Origin of the sequence: Streptomyces sp. NPDC046876, assembly GCF_040645035.1 — a bacterium.
Taxonomy (GTDB): domain Bacteria; phylum Actinomycetota; class Actinomycetes; order Streptomycetales; family Streptomycetaceae; genus Streptomyces.
Genome location: NZ_JBEYXK010000085.1, coordinates 1 through 16,234 on the forward strand (window position 1 = coordinate 1; position 16,234 = coordinate 16,234).

The 16,234-nt window shown below is 75.1% G+C and carries 15 protein-coding genes; 8 read left to right on the top strand and 7 right to left on the bottom strand.

Annotated features, from left to right (window positions below):
* Nucleotides 1-284: 284 nt before the first annotated feature.
* The 3 genes from ABZ924_RS30190 to ABZ924_RS30200 all read right to left on the bottom strand — a co-directional run bounded on the left by ABZ924_RS30190 (nucleotide 285) and on the right by ABZ924_RS30200 (nucleotide 3,043).
* On the bottom strand, nucleotides 285-1,694 hold the full coding sequence (locus ABZ924_RS30190) for an SPFH domain-containing protein (RefSeq protein WP_361916633.1): 1,410 nt from the start codon (nucleotides 1,692-1,694) through the stop codon (nucleotides 285-287).
* 159 nt (nucleotides 1,695-1,853) lie between these two features.
* A complete protein-coding gene (locus ABZ924_RS30195) occupies nucleotides 1,854-2,078 on the bottom strand; it encodes a hypothetical protein (RefSeq protein WP_361916636.1) in 225 nt (74 codons plus the stop codon).
* 56 nt (nucleotides 2,079-2,134) lie between these two features.
* A complete protein-coding gene (locus ABZ924_RS30200; protein WP_361916638.1) occupies nucleotides 2,135-3,043 on the bottom strand; it encodes a DUF3027 domain-containing protein in 909 nt (302 codons plus the stop codon).
* Nucleotides 3,044-3,489: 446 nt separating this feature from the next.
* Between ABZ924_RS30200 and ABZ924_RS30205 the strand changes: the two genes are divergently transcribed.
* The 4 genes from ABZ924_RS30205 to ABZ924_RS30220 all read left to right on the top strand — a co-directional run bounded on the left by ABZ924_RS30205 (nucleotide 3,490) and on the right by ABZ924_RS30220 (nucleotide 7,450).
* Nucleotides 3,490-4,848, top strand: coding sequence for an MFS transporter (locus tag ABZ924_RS30205; protein WP_361916641.1), 1,359 nt, complete (start codon nucleotides 3,490-3,492; stop codon nucleotides 4,846-4,848).
* 488 nt (nucleotides 4,849-5,336) lie between these two features.
* Entirely contained in the window at nucleotides 5,337-5,822 is a 486-nt protein-coding gene (locus ABZ924_RS30210; RefSeq protein ID WP_361916644.1) for a DUF2771 domain-containing protein, read from the top strand.
* A 13-nt stretch (nucleotides 5,823-5,835) separates the two neighbouring features.
* Nucleotides 5,836-6,603, top strand: coding sequence for a futalosine hydrolase (locus ABZ924_RS30215; RefSeq protein ID WP_361916647.1), 768 nt, complete (start codon nucleotides 5,836-5,838; stop codon nucleotides 6,601-6,603).
* Nucleotides 6,569-7,450, top strand: coding sequence for a 1,4-dihydroxy-6-naphthoate synthase (locus ABZ924_RS30220; protein WP_361916649.1), 882 nt, complete (start codon nucleotides 6,569-6,571; stop codon nucleotides 7,448-7,450). Before ABZ924_RS30215 ends, ABZ924_RS30220 begins: the two co-directional genes overlap by 35 nt.
* A gap of 92 nt (nucleotides 7,451-7,542) precedes the next feature.
* Here the strand turns inward: ABZ924_RS30220 and ABZ924_RS30225 are convergent, their stop codons facing one another.
* Nucleotides 7,543-7,926 carry a cold-shock protein gene (locus tag ABZ924_RS30225; RefSeq protein WP_037924790.1) on the bottom strand — a complete coding sequence of 128 codons (384 nt, stop codon included), beginning with the start codon at nucleotides 7,924-7,926 and terminating at the stop codon, nucleotides 7,543-7,545.
* A gap of 210 nt (nucleotides 7,927-8,136) precedes the next feature.
* Here ABZ924_RS30225 and ABZ924_RS30230 point away from each other — a divergent pair, with 210 nt between their 5' ends.
* Complete coding sequence (locus ABZ924_RS30230; protein ID WP_361916652.1) at nucleotides 8,137-8,400, top strand: hypothetical protein; 264 nt, start codon at nucleotides 8,137-8,139, stop codon at nucleotides 8,398-8,400.
* A gap of 28 nt (nucleotides 8,401-8,428) precedes the next feature.
* Here the strand turns inward: ABZ924_RS30230 and ABZ924_RS30235 are convergent, their stop codons facing one another.
* Both ABZ924_RS30235 and ABZ924_RS30240 read right to left on the bottom strand, forming a co-directional pair.
* On the bottom strand, nucleotides 8,429-9,067 hold the full coding sequence (locus tag ABZ924_RS30235) for an HAD family hydrolase (RefSeq protein WP_361916655.1): 639 nt from the start codon (nucleotides 9,065-9,067) through the stop codon (nucleotides 8,429-8,431).
* Between the two features lie 728 nt (nucleotides 9,068-9,795).
* Nucleotides 9,796-10,743: a hypothetical protein gene (locus tag ABZ924_RS30240; protein ID WP_361916658.1), complete on the bottom strand. Its 948-nt coding sequence runs from the start codon at nucleotides 10,741-10,743 to the stop codon at nucleotides 9,796-9,798.
* A 96-nt stretch (nucleotides 10,744-10,839) separates the two neighbouring features.
* Here ABZ924_RS30240 and ABZ924_RS30245 point away from each other — a divergent pair, with 96 nt between their 5' ends.
* From ABZ924_RS30245 to ABZ924_RS30255, 3 genes are all read left to right on the top strand, one after another.
* Nucleotides 10,840-13,371 (top strand): helicase C-terminal domain-containing protein, encoded by a 2,532-nt coding sequence (locus tag ABZ924_RS30245; protein ID WP_361916661.1) that lies wholly within the window; start codon nucleotides 10,840-10,842, stop codon nucleotides 13,369-13,371.
* 42 nt (nucleotides 13,372-13,413) lie between these two features.
* Complete coding sequence (locus ABZ924_RS30250) at nucleotides 13,414-14,016, top strand: DUF4291 domain-containing protein (protein WP_361916664.1); 603 nt, start codon at nucleotides 13,414-13,416, stop codon at nucleotides 14,014-14,016.
* A 370-nt stretch (nucleotides 14,017-14,386) separates the two neighbouring features.
* Nucleotides 14,387-15,670: a hypothetical protein gene (locus ABZ924_RS30255; protein ID WP_361916667.1), complete on the top strand. Its 1,284-nt coding sequence runs from the start codon at nucleotides 14,387-14,389 to the stop codon at nucleotides 15,668-15,670.
* A 58-nt stretch (nucleotides 15,671-15,728) separates the two neighbouring features.
* Here the strand turns inward: ABZ924_RS30255 and ABZ924_RS30260 are convergent, their stop codons facing one another.
* Nucleotides 15,729-16,190, bottom strand: coding sequence for an N-acetyltransferase (locus ABZ924_RS30260; protein WP_361916670.1), 462 nt, complete (start codon nucleotides 16,188-16,190; stop codon nucleotides 15,729-15,731).
* Nucleotides 16,191-16,234 lie beyond the last annotated feature (44 nt).

Consider the following 16,234-nt stretch of genomic DNA (forward strand, 5'->3'; position numbering starts at 1 on the left):
GGACCCCGGTGCGCTCAAACGCCGCGCGGGCTGGATTGTGCCGCTGCGCGGCAATTCCAGCCTCGCCGGCGTTTGAGGCGCGGGGTCTGGGGCGGAGCCCCAGCAGCCCACCGCCGCCGCGCCCTCGCAGCCGCAGGCCGGCACCCCCCTCGCCCCACGCCTTCGAAGCCCGGGCCGGCAAACCCCGCTCGCCGCACGCCCTCGAAGCCGAGGCCCGGCAAATCCAGCCCCGCCGGCGATTGAGGCGCGGGGGTTGGGGCGGAGCCCCGGGGCGGGGGAGGTGGTTAGGCGTCCGTCACCGGGACTGGCTGGGGGTCGGGGGACGGGGGCTCCGACATGGTGGTCAGGAGGCGGCGGGCCAGGCCCAGGCCCGTGCCGCCCATGGTCAGGGCCTTCGTGAAGAGGTCCGACATGCCCTCGGCCCCGTTCAGCAGGATCATCTGGTCCACGTTCCCGAAGGCTCCGGCCCCGGCCTGGACGATGGCCGGCCAGTTCTCGGCCAGCTGCTGCGCGACCACCGCCTCCTGGTTCTCCGCCAGCGCGGCGGCCCGCGCCTGGATGGCCTCGGCCTCCGCGAGCCCCCGCGCCCGCGCGGACGCCGCCTCCGCCAGACCCTTGGCCTCGGCGGCGGCCGCCTCCGCCTCGCCCGTGGCGCGGATCGCCTTCGCCTCGGCCACACCCCGCGCCTCCAGGGCCGCCGCCTCCGCGGCCGCCTCGAGCTCGGTCTCCCGCGCCCGCGCCTGGGCGGCGGAGATCTGCGCGTCGCGTTCCGCCTCGGCCCGGGTGCGGATCTCGTACGCCGCCGCGTCCGCCGGCTTGCGGACGTCGGCCTGGAGCTGCTGCTCGCGCCGCAGCGACTCCAGCTCGGCGACCCTCGTCTCCTGGACGACGACCTCCTGCCGGGCCGCCGCCTCCGACAGCGGCCCCGCCTGCCGGGCGGCGGCCGCGGCCCGGTCCCGTTCGGCCTGGTAGCCGGCCTGGAGGATCTCGCTGTCCCGCGTGGCCTCCGCCATCCGCGCGAACGCCGTCTGCTCCGCCTCCGTCGCCAGCCGGTTCGCCTCGGCCTGCGCGATGCGCGCGTCCCGCTGCACGGCCGCGGCGTGCGGCATGGCCAGGTTCTTGATGTAGCCGGTCGGGTCCTCGATCTCGTGGATCTGGAGGGAGTCGACGATCAGGCCGAGCTTCTCCATCTCCGTACCGCAGGCCGCCCGGGTCTGCCCGATGAGCTTCTCGCGGTCGCGGATCATGTCCTCGACCGTCAGACCGCCGACGATGGACCGCAGGTGGCCGGCGAAGACGATGTGCACCCGCTCGGGCATCATCTTCTGCTGGTCCAGGAACCGGCGGGCGGCGTTCGCGATGGACACCATGTCGTCGCCGATCTTGAAGATGACGACGCCCTTCACCCGCAGCGGGATGCCCTGGTGGGTGACGCAATCGACCACGAGCTGCGTCTCGTTGAGGTCCAGGGACAGTTTGCGCACGGCCTGCACGCCCGGAATCACCAGCGTCCCGCGGCCGGTGACGATCCGGAACCCCATGCCGTCGCCGAGACCTTCGGTCTTGTGCGCCGAACCGGAGATGACCAGTGCTTCGTTGGGTTCGGCCACTCGCCACATGAGCTTGAAGAGGCCGACCAGGACAAGGATTGCAGCGAGAACGACTCCCGCAACGACGCCGACAGCCATCGGCAACGCCCCCTTAGCGCAGTGCCGTTCGGCACTGACGGAAGGCGAGTGTGCGCGCGGCGGGGCCCGTTCAGTAGTCCTGTGGAGCCGCTTGTCGCCATCTTGATACGGACGGACGGACGCGTCGCGCCGGCGCCGGTGCGGGCGCCGCCCCGCGCGCGTCGCTCAGTCGCCGTACGCGGCCATCACGTACACCGTGCGCGGCGGCTGGTGCTCGACCACCGTCACCACCGTCCCCACGGGCAGCCGTCCCGTCCCGGGCGCCGGGTACGCGAGGAAGTGCTCGGCGCCGCCCCGGATGCGGACGATGACCTCGCCGACGAGGCCGGGCCCGACCGTTCCGGTGACGCGCCCGTCCAGTCCCACCATGTCCTGCCCGGCGTCCCCCATGCGCCGAGGGTACGCCGCCGGGCGGCGCGGGTCAGGAAAGATCCGGAAGAGACGGCCTAGGAGTGCCCGAGGTCCGCGGCCGGCAGGTCCGCCGTCGGCACGGAGCCGGTGTCGGCTGCGGGCCGCAGCGGGAACTCGTCCGCCGCCATCGAGTCGAGGACCGGCGGCGCCGGCCGCAGCGGCTTCGGCATGACCGCGGCCTCGGAGTGGCCGCCGCAGCCGTACGAGAGGGAGACCAGATGGCCGTCGGCGGGGCCGAACTCGTTGGCGCAGACGCCGAAGGCCTGGCCGAGCGAGCCCCCGATCTTCACCAGGAAGCCGCAGGAGACGCAGGAGGCGGGCGCCGCCTGCGCCATCGGGGTCTTCGCGCCGAAGGCCTCGTCCCAGCGGTCGGCGGCGGTGTGCAGCCCGTAGCGGGACAGCACGCGGGCGCGCCGCATGCCGAGTTCCTCGGCGACGTCGGCGATGGAGCCGCGGGCGGGGACCACGGTGCGGTCGGTGACGTCGGCGTCCTCGGCCTCGACCAGCTCGGCCATCTCGGCGGAGACGACGGAGTTCGGCGGCGGGGCGTCCTCGCCGGAGTAGCCGGGCTCCAGGCGCAGGTCCTCGGCGTCGGTGGGCAGCAGGTCGCCGGGGCCGAGGTCGCCGGGACGCAGGCGCTCGCTCCACGGCACCCACTCGGGTGCCAGGAGGGCGTCGGAGCCGGGCAGGAGCACCGTTTCGTCGAGGGTGACGTTCTTCGCGCGGGAGGCGCGGGTCACGGTGACGGCCCACCGCCAGCCGCGGTAGGCGGGGTCCTTGCACTCGAAGAAGTGCGTGACGACGCGGTCGCCCTCCGCGATCGCCGAGACGTGCTCGCCCACCACTCCGGGCGCGGCGGCTTCCTCGGCGGCCTCGCGGGCGAGGTCCACCGCCTCGGCGCACAGGCGGTCGGGGGTACGGCTTCGCGTGGTCGCAGCACTCACTGGTCTCGTTCTCTCCTACGCCGTCTCACGAGTGCGCCGTCCGTACTGTCGTTCACAACGACCCGTCGGTCCTGTCCGTACGTGGCGCGAGCGGAGCGGACCTGAGGGCCGCGTCGACGTCCGCGCCCGATCGGCCTCGGGCACACCCACCTGCAATCCATTCTGCGGGATCGCGAAGAGGCGCGCGGCCAAGAGCAACCGCCGGTGGCGCGCTACGCACGCTACCTCCTTCGACGCCGCTGGCCCACATGCAAGGTCCGATTCGCGGACAAGGCTGCGACGCGTCCGTGACCCGACCGCGATCCGGTCCCGGTGCGGAGGGCCTTGTGCACGCTCTGTGCACGGCCCGTGCAGGGCCTGCACAGGGCCCTCCGCACGCCATCTGCAGCGCCCCGGGAGCGCGCCGGGACGGGACCGCGGCGGGTCCGTGGGGCACTATGTCGAGTGTGACACCCGCACGGTCGTCGCGTGACGGCTCGGGACCGGCCAGGCGGGCCGGCCGGGCCGTCGGGCGTGCCCTGCGCCTCCCGGTGACGGGGGCGGCGCGCGGGATCCGGCGGGCCACGCACGCGCACGGAGCCGGCGAGTCCGGGCTGGGCAAGCTGATCGAGCTGCACGCGGTGAACGGCGCCGGCGATGTGATGATCACCGTGGCGCTGGCGTCGACGGTGTTCTTCTCGGTGCCGACGGACGAGGCGCGCGGGCGGGTCGCGCTGTACCTGGCCATCACGATGGCCCCCTTCACGGTGCTGGCCCCCGTGATCGGGCCGCTGCTGGACCGGCTGCCGCACGGGCGGCGGGCCGCGATGGCGGGCGCGATGCTGACACGGGCGGTGCTCGCGGTGACGATGTCGGGCGCGGTGGCCACCGGGGGGATCGAGCTGTACCCGGCGGCGCTGGGCGTGCTGGTGGCGTCCAAGGCCTACGGGGTGGTGCGCAGCGCGGTGGTGCCGCGGCTGCTCCCGCCGAACTTCTCCCTCGTCAAGGCCAACTCCCGGGTGACGCTGGCCGGTCTGCTGGCGACCGCGGCCGCGGCGCCCGTCGCGGCCGGGCTGCACGCCATCGGGCCCGAGTGGCCGCTGTACGGGGCCTGCGCGATCTTCCTGGGGGGTACGGTCGCGGCCTTCACGCTGCCGCCCAAGGTGGACGAGGCCAAGGGCGAGCGGCGGGCCCGGCTGTCCACGCACGAGCCGCACTCCAAGAAGCCGGGGCTGCGCACCGTCAGCCGGCCCGTGCTGTGCGGGCTGCTGGCCAATGCGGCGATGCGGGCGCTGTCCGGGTTCCTGATCTTCTTCCTGGCGTTCCTGCTGCGCGAGCACCCGCTGGCCGGGCAGAGCGCGGCGGTGTCGCTGGGCATCGTGGGCGTCGCGGCGGGCGTCGGGAACGCGGGCGGGACGGCCGTGGGCGCGTGGCTGCGGGCCCGGGCCCCCGAAGGCATCATCGCGGCGGTGCTCGCGGTGACGCTGGGGGTGGCGATCCTCGCCGCCGCGTTCTTCAGCGGGCTGTTCATGGCCGTGCTGACGGCCACCGCGGGGTTCTGCCAGGCGCTGGCGAAGCTGTCGCTGGACGCGATGATCCAGCGGGACGTTCCGGAGGCCGTGCGCACCTCGGCCTTCGCCCGGTCGGAGACGCTGCTGCAGGTGGCGTGGGTGCTGGGCGGGGCGATCGGCATCGCGCTGCCGCTGAACGGGGTCCTGGGCATGGCCGTGGCCGCGGCGATCGTGGCCGCGGGCACCACGATGGCCCTGCGCGGCCTCCTCTCCACGCCGCACCACCGCGGCACCACCCGCGCCCGAGTGGCCTAACCGGCCCCCGCGGCCGGGCGGCCTAACCGGCCCCCGCGGCCGGGCGGCCTAACCGGCCCCCGCGGCCGGGCCCGGCCGACCCGCCGCTGCGCGGAGCCCGTCCCCTCCCCTCCCCGCCCCTTCCCGAAACTGGGGCTCCGCCCCAGACCCCGCGCCTCAAACGCCGGCGGGGCTGAAAGACCCGGGCGCTCCGCGCCCGGTGCGCTCAAACGCCGCGCGGGCTGAAATGTGCCGCTGCGCGGCAATTCCAGCCCACCGGCACCATCCAGCGCCGCCCGGCGAAGATCCAGCCCCGCCGGCGTTTGAGGCGCGGGGTCCGGGGCGGAGCCCCGATCTTTGAGCCCCGCCGGCGGTTGAGGCGTTTCGGGAAGGGGCGGGGTGGGGAAACGGCACCGCGCAGCGGGATCGGCAGGGGCGGCGGCGGCGCGCCGCAGGTCGGCGGGGCCCCGGGCAGCGGTAGGGGCGGCGGGCCCGATAGCCTTCGGCTCATGACCGCACCGCTTATCTCGGGTAAGGGCCGCCGCAGCGTCGCGGCCCTCGGAGCCGTGTCCGCCGGCCTCCTCCTCCTCTCGGCCTGCGACAAGCCGACGCCGCTGGCGACCGTGACGGTCGGCAGCTCGTCCGTGTCCGCCGAGGCCGCCTGCTCGGACGAGCAGGAGCTCTCCATGGACAAGGTCCAGGAGTGCCTCACCGACATCAAGAACGCCAAGACCATCGACTACGGCCGCGGCGACACCCTCCGCCTGGGCGTCGAGCCCGACGTCGTCGAGGGCGGCAAGCGCTGGCAGGCGGTCCTGGACGGCCAGCCGATCACCGAGCCCTCCGCGAACACCTACCGCAGCTTCCCCGGCGCCGACATCTTCGCCACCGGCGGCCAGGGCGAGGCCCCGTCCTCGAAGAAGCTGAACATCGTCCAGGTCGGTGCGGACGGCAAGCCGCTCGCCGTCTGGGCCTTCAACGTCAAGCTCAAGTAGCCCGTACCCGACGGTGCGCGCGCTCATCGTGACCGCGGTGGCGGCGGAGGCCGACTCCGTCGCCGCGGGTCTGACCCCTCATCCGGACCCCGCCACGCCGGAGCCGCGCGCCCTTCCCGGGGGGTATCCGGTCCTGCGCCGGGATCTGCCCGGTCTCGCCGCCGACGTGCTCGTCGGCGGGGTCGGCCCGGCCGCCGCGGCGGCCGCCACGGCCACCGCCCTCGCGCTGACCGCCGGGTCCGACGGGTCCGCGCGCTACGCGCTCGTCGTGTCCGCCGGCATCGGCGGGGGCTTCGCGCCCGCCGCCCCGCCCGGCTCCCTCGTCGTCGCCGACGCCATCGTCGCCGCCGACCTCGGGGCCGAGACCCCGGACGGCTTCCTGGCCGTTCAGGAGCTCGGCTTCGGCCGCAACGTGCACCTGCCCCCGCCCGAGCTCGCCGCCCGCGCGGCCGAGGCCACGGGGGCGCTGCTGGCGCCCGTACTGACCGTCTCCACCGTCACCGGCACCGCCGCCCGCGCGGACGTGCTCGCCGCCCGGCACCCCGCGGCCGGGGCCGAGGCCATGGAGGGCTTCGGGGTCGCGGAGGCGGCCGCCGCGCACGGGCTGCCCGTGCTGGAGATCCGCGCCGTGTCCAATGCCGTCGGGCCGCGGGACCGGGCCGCCTGGCGGATCGGGGACGCGCTGGCCGCCCTCACCGCGGGATTCCGCGCGCTGGGGCCCGTACTCGTCCATTGGGGAGAGCAACATGAGCACCGGCATGACCACCGGCATGACTCCTGACACCGGGGGCGCGCTGCGCATCGCCTATTCGCCCTGTCCGAACGACACCTTCGTCTTCGACGCGTGGGCCCACGGCCGGGTGCCCGGCGCGCCCGCCCTCGACGTCACCTTCGCCGACATCGACCTCACCAACGGCATGGCCGAGCGCGGCGAGCTGGACGTGCTGAAGGTGTCCTACGCCGTCCTGCCGTGGGTGCTGGAGGAGTACGCGCTGCTGCCGTGCGGCGGGGCGCTGGGCCGGGGCTGCGGGCCGCTGGTGCTGGCCCGGGAGCCGGGCCTGGACCTGGCGGGGCGCACGGTGGCGGTGCCGAGCGAGCGCTCCACCGCGTACCTGCTGTTCCGGCTGTGGGCGGCGGACGTACTGCCCGACGGGGTCGGCAAGGTGGTCGTGCTGCCGTTCCACGAGATCATGCCGGCGGTGCGGGACGGCCGGGTGGACGCCGGACTGGTCATCCACGAGGCCCGGTTCACCTATCAGGACTACGGGCTGCACCGCCTGGCCGACATGGGCGAGCACTGGGAGACCACGACGGGCCTGCCGATCCCGCTCGGCGCGATCATCGCCAAGCGGTCGCTGGGCGAGCGGACGCTGCGGGCGCTCGCCGAGTCGGCCCGGACGTCGGTCCTGATGGCGTGGGACGACCCGGAGGCCTCCCGCCCGTACGTCCGCGCGCACGCGCAGGAACTGGACCCGGCGGTCGCCGACCAGCACATCGGGCTGTACGTGAACGAGTTCACCGCCGACCTCGGCGACGACGGCTACGCGGCGGTGCGCGGGCTGCTGACGCGGGCCGCGGCAGAGGGGCTGGTTCCGGCCATCGCCCCGGACGCGCTGGCATTCCCGTAGTTCCCGCAGTTCCCGGCGCGGGGTACCCGCGAACGACGGTGCCCCGCCGCTCTCACGAGCGGCGGGGCACCGTCTTTGCGCACCTGGCGGGCTCAGACGTCCAGTTGGTCCGCGACCGCGCGCAGCAGGCCGGCGATCTTCGTGCCGTGCGCCTTGTCGGGGTAGCGGCCGCGCTCGAGCATCGGGGTGATGTTCTCGAGCAGGGTGGTCAGGTCCTGCACGATCGACGCCAGCTCGTCGGGCTTGCGGCGCTGCGCCGCCGCCACGGACGGCGCCGGGTCGAGCACCGTCACCGAAAGCGCCTGGTCGCCGCGCTGCCCCGCGACCACGCCGAACTCGACGCGCTGGCCGGGCTTGAGCGCGTCGACCCCGGCCGGGAGTACCGACGAGTGGACGAAGACGTCGCCGCCGTCGTCGCGGGAGAGAAAGCCGAAGCCCTTCTCGCTGTTGAACCACTTGACCTTGCCGGTGGGCACGTCCGTCCTCTGTCCTTGTGCTCGTCGGGTCCGGGTGGCCGCCTCGGCGGCTCCGGATAACAGCGCAGCGGGCCATGGGTGACCCGCCGTGTCCAGGCTAGTGGGCGATGAGCAGGTGACAAGACGTTCCCCGGTCCTTCGCCGGCCCTTGCCGGTCCCTCGCCGGCTCCGCGCTGTCGGCTGCTCCGGCCAGGGAACTACCCTGGTGGGGTGACTGTTACTCCTCACCCCGACGAAGCACGGCCCGGCGACGGCCTGGTGCGGGCCGGCGGCATCGTCTTCATCCTCGGGGCGGTGGCCACGCTGGCGACGATGGCCCCGCTGTTCCTGCACACCGACCCGTTCCCGTCGTACGCGTGGGCCGTGTGCATGCTGATGGGCGTCGGGTTCGCCATCTCGGCGGCCGGGGTGCTGCGCTCGGCGGCGGCCGGGCGGCGCGCCGCCCGCGCATCGCAGGCGGCGCAGCAGGATTAGGCCGCTACACCGCCATGCCGCCACGCCGCTACACCTCCTGCCGGCGGACGTACGCGCCGAGCCACTCCGGCAGGGCGGTGAGGTCCGGCAGCACCACGTCCGCGCCCGCCTCCCGCAACTGGGGCTCCGGGCACGGGCCCGTGGGGACCGCCACCGACAGCGCGCCGGCGGTACGGGCCCCGCGGACGTCGCCGACGTGGTCGCCGACGTAGACCTGCGCGCCGTACTCGCGCAGCGCCTCCGCCTTGGCCTCGGCCCACAGCCAGCCGATGACGGCGTCCGGGCGGATGCCGAGGTGCTCCAGGTGGAGGCGGGCGTTCGGCTCGTGCTTGGCGGTGACGACGATCGCCCGGCCGCCGAGCGCCCGGACGGCCTCGATCGCCTCGCGGGCGCCGGGCATCGCGGGCGTCGGTGCGATGGCGTGCGTGGGGTAGATCTCCCGGTAGCGGTCGGCCATGGCCGGGATCTCCGCCTCCGGGAACCAGTACGCGAGCTCCTCGTCCAGCGGCGGGCCGAGGCGCGTGACCGCCTGGTCGGCGTCGATGAACGTGCCCGTCTCCGCCGAGAGCGCCTGGTAGGCGGCCTTGATGCCGGGGCGGGAGTCGATGAGGGTCATGTCGAGGTCGAAGCCGACGGTGAGGCCGGGCGGGGCGCTGGCGGAGGTCATGCCCCCCATTCTGCCGACCCGCTGCGCGGCGCCCGCCCGGGACCGTCTCCCCGCCCCGCCCCTTCCCGAACCGCGACCTGCGGCCCCGGCCCCCGCCCGCCTCAATCGCCGGCGCGGCTCAAAGACTCGGGGCTCCGCCCCGGACCCCGCGCCTCAAACGCCGGCGAGGCTGGATTTCCCGCCGAGCGGGGCTGGATGGTGCCGGCGGCGCTGGATGGTCCGGCGGGACTGGATGGTGCCAGGGGCGCCGGAATTGCCGCGCAGCGGCACAATCCACCTGCAGCGGCGCAACCCACCCGCAGCGGCACAATCCAGCCCGCGCGGCGTTTGAGCGCACCGGGCGCGGAGCGCCCGGGTCCTTCGGCTCCCGCCGGACCCATCCCAGCCGGCCGGCGTCTGAGGCACGGGGCGCGGACCACCCGGGTCCTTCGGCTCCCGCCGGGGCCATCCCAGCCCGCCGGCGTCTGAGGCGCGGGGCGCGGAGCGCCCGGGTCCTTCGGCTCCCGGCGGGGCCATCCCAGCCCGCCGGCGTTTGAGGCGCGGGGTGTAGGGGCGCAGCCCCGCAGCGGGGGCTGGGGCCGCAGGTCACAGTTTCGGGAAGGGGCGGGGAGGGGAACGGCTCCGCGCAGCGGCAGCGAGCAGCGAGCAGCGAGCAGCGAGCAGCGAGCAGCGAGCAGCGAGCAGCGAGCAGCGGCAGCGGCAGCGGCAGCGGCAGCGGCGGCGGGAGGTCAGCGGCGGCGGGAGCGCCAGGTCAGGTATGCCGCCGAGGCGAGGGCGGCGGCGCGGGCCAGCCAGGGCCACATGCCCTGGAAGACGCCGCCCAGCCCGTCGTCCGTCAGCGGCGCACCCCACCGCCCGTCCAGCCGCCCCCACAGCCACACCACGGCGCCGGCGAACACCGCCCCCGGCAGCCCGAACACCACCACCTTCCGCTCGGTCGGCCCGAGCACCCGCGACGCGTACGCCAGCAGCCAGCCGCCGATCAGCAGCAGCCAGTACCCGGTCAAGGCACCGACCACGAGGACGGCCCCGGCCAGGAGCAGGAAGCCGTGCGGCTTCGGGCGGGGACCCGCGGCGGGGCCCGGCGGCTCCGACGCCGTAGCCGGCGGCGCCGCCGCCGGCGTCCGCTTCGCCCGCCAGCGTTGGCGCAGATGGCGTACGAGGGTCTGCTTGGGGGCGGTATCGGCCGGGGCTTTCGCCTGTTCCTCCGTTCCGTCCGCCGGGAGGTCGAACAGCTCCGGGATCTCGATCCCGCCCACGAAGCCCTCCACCTGGGGGATTTCGGGGGACCCGAACGGCCCCCGGCCCGGGGTGACCCGCCACCAGTCCGGCTCCGGCGCCGACGCCGACGCAGACGCAGACGCCGGCTTCGGGTCCCGGCTCCGCTGGACGGGTACGGACGCGGGCGCGCCCGGGGTCGGGTCCGGGCTCGGGCCCGGCTCGGCGGCGGACGGGTCCAGCCCGGCCAGGACCTCCTCCGGCGTGCCCATCCGCTCCAGGATCTGCCGCACCGCCGCAGGCGACTCCGGCTCGTACCGCGACCGCCTCCGGTCGATCTCGTCCCGCAGCCCCGCCACCAGCCGCATCCGGTCCCCGGACGGCACCTGCCGCTGCTGAGCCAGGTCGCCGACCCGGCTCAGGTACGCGTACACCAGACGGTCGCTCTCGATCCCCATGCCCGGCTCCTCCCGTACCGCCCCGCGGCCACCCTCCGGAAAGGTAGCGCGTGCGCCCGTGGAGTCGCCGAGGGCGCAGCGGATACCGTTGGCCGGATGGGGACCGGCCGACGCGACCACGACCAGGAGGCGAACGTGCCAGAACCGAGCAGCAGCAGGAGCAGCGCAGGGAGCGGCAACCGCAGCGGCGACAGCGCCGGCGCCCCCGGTACTGCCCCGCGCTCCCTCGCCGAGGCGCTCCGCGCCCGCGACGACGCCGCCCTCGCCGCGCTGCTGCACGCCCGCCCGGACCTGCTCAGCCCGGTCCCGGGCGACGTGACGCAGCTGGCCACCCGCGCCGGCACCCGCGCCTCGGTGGTCCGCGCCCTGGACCGCCTGGACCGGTTCGCCCTGCAGACCGCCGAGGCCCTCGCGGTGGCCCCGGACCCGTGCCCGTACCCGGTGCTGGAGTCGCTCATGGCCGGCGAGGACACCGACAGCGGCAGCGACAACGGCACCCGCGCCGAACTCCCCCGCGCCCTGGCCACCCTCCGCGACCAGGCCCTGGTCTGGGGAGACGACGACCGGCTGCGCCTGGTCCGCACCGCCCGCGAGCTCCTCGCCCCCTCCGCCTCCCGCCCCTCCCCCACCGGCCTCGGCCCGACCGTCGCCGAGGCCACCGCCGGCATGTCGCCGACCCGGATCCAGGAGATCGTGGCGGCGGCCGGGCTGCCCGCCACCCACGACCCGGTGTCCGCGGTGACGGCCCTGACCGGCCTGTTCACCGACCGGCGGCGGATGTCGGCCCTGCTGGACCAGGCCCCGGCGGAGGCCCACCAGGTGCTGGGCCGGCTCGTGTGGGGGCCGCCGTACGGGGAGGTGACCCCGAACCCGGCCCCGCCGGTGCGCTGGCTGCGCGACCGCGGCCTGCTGCTGCCGTCGACGGCGCGGACCGTGGTCCTGCCCCGCGAGGTGGCGCTGCACCTGCGCGGCGGGCTCGCGCACCGCACCCCGGAGCCCGTCGCCCCGCAGGTGACGGCACACCGCGAGCACCGTCCACAGCTTGTGGACGCCAACGCGGCCGGGCAGGCGCTGGCCGCGCTGGCCACCGTCGAGGAGCTGGTGAAGTCCTGGGAGCACGCCGGCCCGCCGGTGCTGCGCGCGGGCGGCCTGTCCGTACGCGACCTGAAGCGCACCGCGGCCGCCCTGGACACCGACGAGCCGACCGCCGCGTTCTGGATCGAACTCGGCTACGCGGCCGGCCTGCTGGCCAGCGACGGCGAGGTCGACGAGCGGTACGCCCCCACCCCCGCCTTCGACGACTGGGTCGAACTCCCGCCCGCCGAACGCTGGGCGGCCCTCGCCACCGCCTGGCTGCCCGCCACCCGCACCCCCGGCATGGTCGGCGAGCAGGACGCCAAGGGCCGCACCCTCGCCGCCCTCGGCCCCGACCTCGACCGCTCCCCCGCCCCCGACGTGCGCCGCCGCATCCTCGAACTGCTCGCCGCTCTCCCCGAAGGCGCCGCCCCCGACCCGCAGGCCCTCCTCGACCGGCTCGCCTGGGAGCGGCCCGTACGCGGCACGAGCGAGCTGCGCGCCCGCCTCGCCCGGTGGACGCTGACCGAGGCCGAACTCCTCGGCGTCACCGGCCGCGGCGCGCTCTCCGGGCCCGGCCGCGCCTTGCTGGAGCACCGCGATCCGGCGCCGCTGCTGGCCCCGCTGCTGCCCGAGCCCGTCGACCACGTGCTGCTCCAGGCCGACCTGACGGCCGTGGCGCCCGGCCCGCTGCGCCGGCCGCTCGGGGACGTGCTGGCGGTCCTCGCCGAGGTGGAGTCCAAGGGCGGGGCGACCGTCTACCGCTTCACGCCCGGCTCCGTACGCCGGGCCCTGGACGCCGGGCGCACCGCCTCCGACCTGCACGCCTTCCTCGCCGAGCACAGCATCACCCCGGTCCCGCAGCCGCTGGCGTACCTGATCGACGACGTCGCCCGGCGCCACGGGCACCTGCGGGTCGGCGCCGCGTCCTCGTACGTGCGCTGCGACGACGACGGCATGCTGAACGAGATCCTGGCCGACAAGCGGTCCGCCGGGCTCGGGCTGCGGCGCCTCGCCCCGACCGTGCTGGCCGCGCAGGCCGAACCGGGCGCCCTGCTGGACGGGTTGCGGGCGATGGGCTACGCCCCGGCCGCCGAGTCCGCGACCGGCGACGTGCTCGTGGCGCGGGCCGACGCCCACCGCACCCCGGCGCGCGCGAAGCCCGTACCCGTGCCGGAGGGGCCGCCGGTGCCGGACGAGACCCTGCTCGGGGCCGCCGTACGGGCCATCCGGGCGGGGGACGTGGCGGCCACCGCCGTACGGAAGGAGCCGGCGCGCGCGGCCGACTCCGGCGCGCCCGCACCGGCGCCCGGCGAACTCCCGCGCACCAGCGCCGCGGAGACCCTCGCCACGGTGCAGGCGGCCGCGCTGACCGGATCGGCGGTGTGGATCGGCTACGTCAACGCCGACGGGGCGGCGAGCCAACGGGTCATCGCCCCGGTGCGGGTGGAAGGCGGCTTCGTCACGGGGTACGACCACACCGCGGACGAGGTGCGCACGTACGCACTGCACCGGATCACGGGGGTGGCGGAGCTGGCGGAGGACCAGGTGTGAAATCGCTGGCCAACGCGTCGGTGCGCACAGCACCCTGACCCCATGTCCGAAACAGCACTCGAGGTCCCGAACCGGCAGATCCGCGCCTCCCACACCGCCACCACCGTCACCGTCTACCAGGCGTACGGGCCCCACCTCGGGCTGCCCGCCGCACGCGACGGGCGGTTCCCGGCCGCCTGGAAGCGGGAGCGGATGACCTGGATCAAGCCGTCGTTCCTGTGGATGATGTACCGCTGCGGCTGGGCGACCAAGGCCGACCAGGAGACCGTCCTGGCCGTCGAGATCACCCGCGAGGGCTTCGACCACGCCCTGCGCCACGCCTGCCTGTCCCACTACGAGCCCGGCACCCACGCCGACCGTGAGGCCTGGCAGCAGACCCTGCGGGACTCCCCGGCCCGCGTCCAGTGGGACCCGGAGCGCGACCTGCACCTGAACCCGCTGCCGTACCGCTCGCTCCAGCTGGGCCTGTCCGGGCCGGCCTCGCGGGCGTACGCCGACGAGTGGACGGTCTCCATCCGCGACGTCACCCCGCTGGCCCGGGAGATCCACGCCCTGGTCCGGGCCGGCGACGAGGCCGCGGCGCGGGGCCTGCTGCCGGTCGAGACGCCGTACGGGGCGGGGTCGCTGGGGCACCTCGGAGCGTAGGCCGGAAACGGACTCCCTCCTCCCTGTCGTCGCAGCTCAGAGGCCATGGACGGAGTGCGGGAGAGGGCGCGCAAGGGGGTATGGATGCCTGTTGCACAGTGGTGACACACGGGGGATGACGTGCCCCTTCGCCATATGTGAAGATCAGTGCATCGCAGCAGCGGCCGAGGGGAGAACGACAACCGGCCCGAGAGCGACACCCCGCACGACCCACGCACCGGCCCGGCGCTCTGCCACGGCCGAGTCGCCTGCCTTCTTCGCTCGACCTCTTCGCCTGACCACTCTGCTCGACCACTTCGCCGCCTCACCTGCTGCCGGCTGCCGCGCTGCGGTCCGCCTGCCCGTCCTGATTCCTTGGGGGGAGTCCACCATGTCCGCTCGCACCGCCGCCGCTACCCGCCGCCCGCTGCGCACCGCTGCCGCCACCGCCGTCGTCGCCGCCGTTGCCGGTACCGTCCTGATGCCGCTGTCGGCGTACGCCGCACCGGCCGCGGAGAACCTGCACGCGCTGAAGGTCACGCTGGGCGCCCCGGCGCCGAGCGGCCCGCTGACCCGCGGTGGCGCGACGGAGACCTTCGAGCTGAAGGTCACCAACCCCACGGACAAGGTGCACTCCTTCCACCCGTGGATCAACGGCGACTGGGGAAGCAGCACCCGGCTCCAGGCGAACGACATGATCTTCAAGGTCGCCCCGGCGGACGGCACCGGCACCCCGGCGACCGACTCCGCCATCCAGCAGCAGGACGGCGACTGGCAGGGCGTGTTCACCCCGGCCGGCAAGGACACGACCGTGGGCTTCGAGGTCCCGGCGGGCGGCACGTTCACCTGGAAGGTCACCGTCGGCCTCGCCAAGAGCTACCCGACCAACCTCGGCGACTTCACGCTGCGGGCCTCCAGCTTCAAGGGCGAGCTCGCGGCCGACGGCGCGGCCTCCCTGACCTTCAAGACGGACCCGACGGTCAAGCCCGGCAACCTGGAGACCTGGTTCGACAAGGTCAACCCGTGCCAGGGCGTCGACGAGCGCCAGTGCCGGGAGATGGACCTGCGCTACCGCGCCACCGGCGACGGCGTGTTCAACACCGCGCTGGCCACCTCCCTGAAGGCGTCGCTCGAAGGCGGCGCCGGGGACCCGGACCTCCAGCTCCAGGTCCAGGAGGCCGGCGTGTGGAAGGACCTCAAGCTCAACGCGGAGGGCAAGTTCCCGCTGGCCGACATCGAGTCGGGCTACGGCAAGGCCTCCGGCGAGCGCACCGTGCACCTGCGTGCGAAGGTCGGCCCGAAGGCGACGCTGAAGAAGGACACCACCGTCACCCTGGACGCCTTCGTCGGCCTGGCCGAGGGCAACAAGATCCCGTTCGTGGAGGCCAAGGCCGGCTTCCAGTTCGGTCCGGTGACGACGGCCTCGCCGTCGCCGTCGCCGTCGGCGTCCGCGAGCACGTCCGCCTCCCCGTCGCCGAGCGCGTCGGCCAGCGCCTCGACCGGCACGGGTACGGGCACGAGCACGGGCACCGGCACCACCTCGGGCTCCCTCGCCACCACCGGCGCCGACTCCAACACCGGCCTGTACTCGGCCCTGGCCGCGGCCCTCGTCGCCGCCGGCGGTGCCTTCGTCTGGCTCGGCGCCCGCCGCCGCAAGGCCGCGGCCCGCGGCTGACACCCGTAAGACCCTGGGAAGGGGCCCGGCACCTGCGCGGTGCCGGGCCCCTTTCGGCTCACCGGGAGGCGTAGACGACCCTCCCGGCCTCGAAGGGCCACGCGTCGACGAGCCACCGCGACACGGTGCGGTGGACGACCGCGTCCAGCTCGGCCCGGTCCGCGCGCACCCAGGAGCTGACGTGCACCTGCCCCGAGCCGTCCTTGGCCGGGTAGATGTACAGACACCCGATCACGTCGTCCCCCTCCAGGACGCTGTACGTGAACCCGGTCCGGGCGGCGAAGTCGCGCGCATGCCGCGCGAGATCGGCGCGATTGGCCTCGGCCGACATCCCCTCGAGCGGCGGCCAGTCCCGCCCCTGGAACCCCGGAGTGGCCCGCACATGCGCAATGCTCCCGCTCCAGGCGGCGAGGTCCCGCTCGTTGTGCTGCTCCCCCAACGGCTCCAGCCGGAACCCATTGCCGAGGAGCTCCAGCGGCACTGCGAACTCCTCCGGCACGAACGCCACTTCACCAGTCATGCCGGAACCCTACGACCCGCCCTGCCGGACCCCGCCACCGCTTT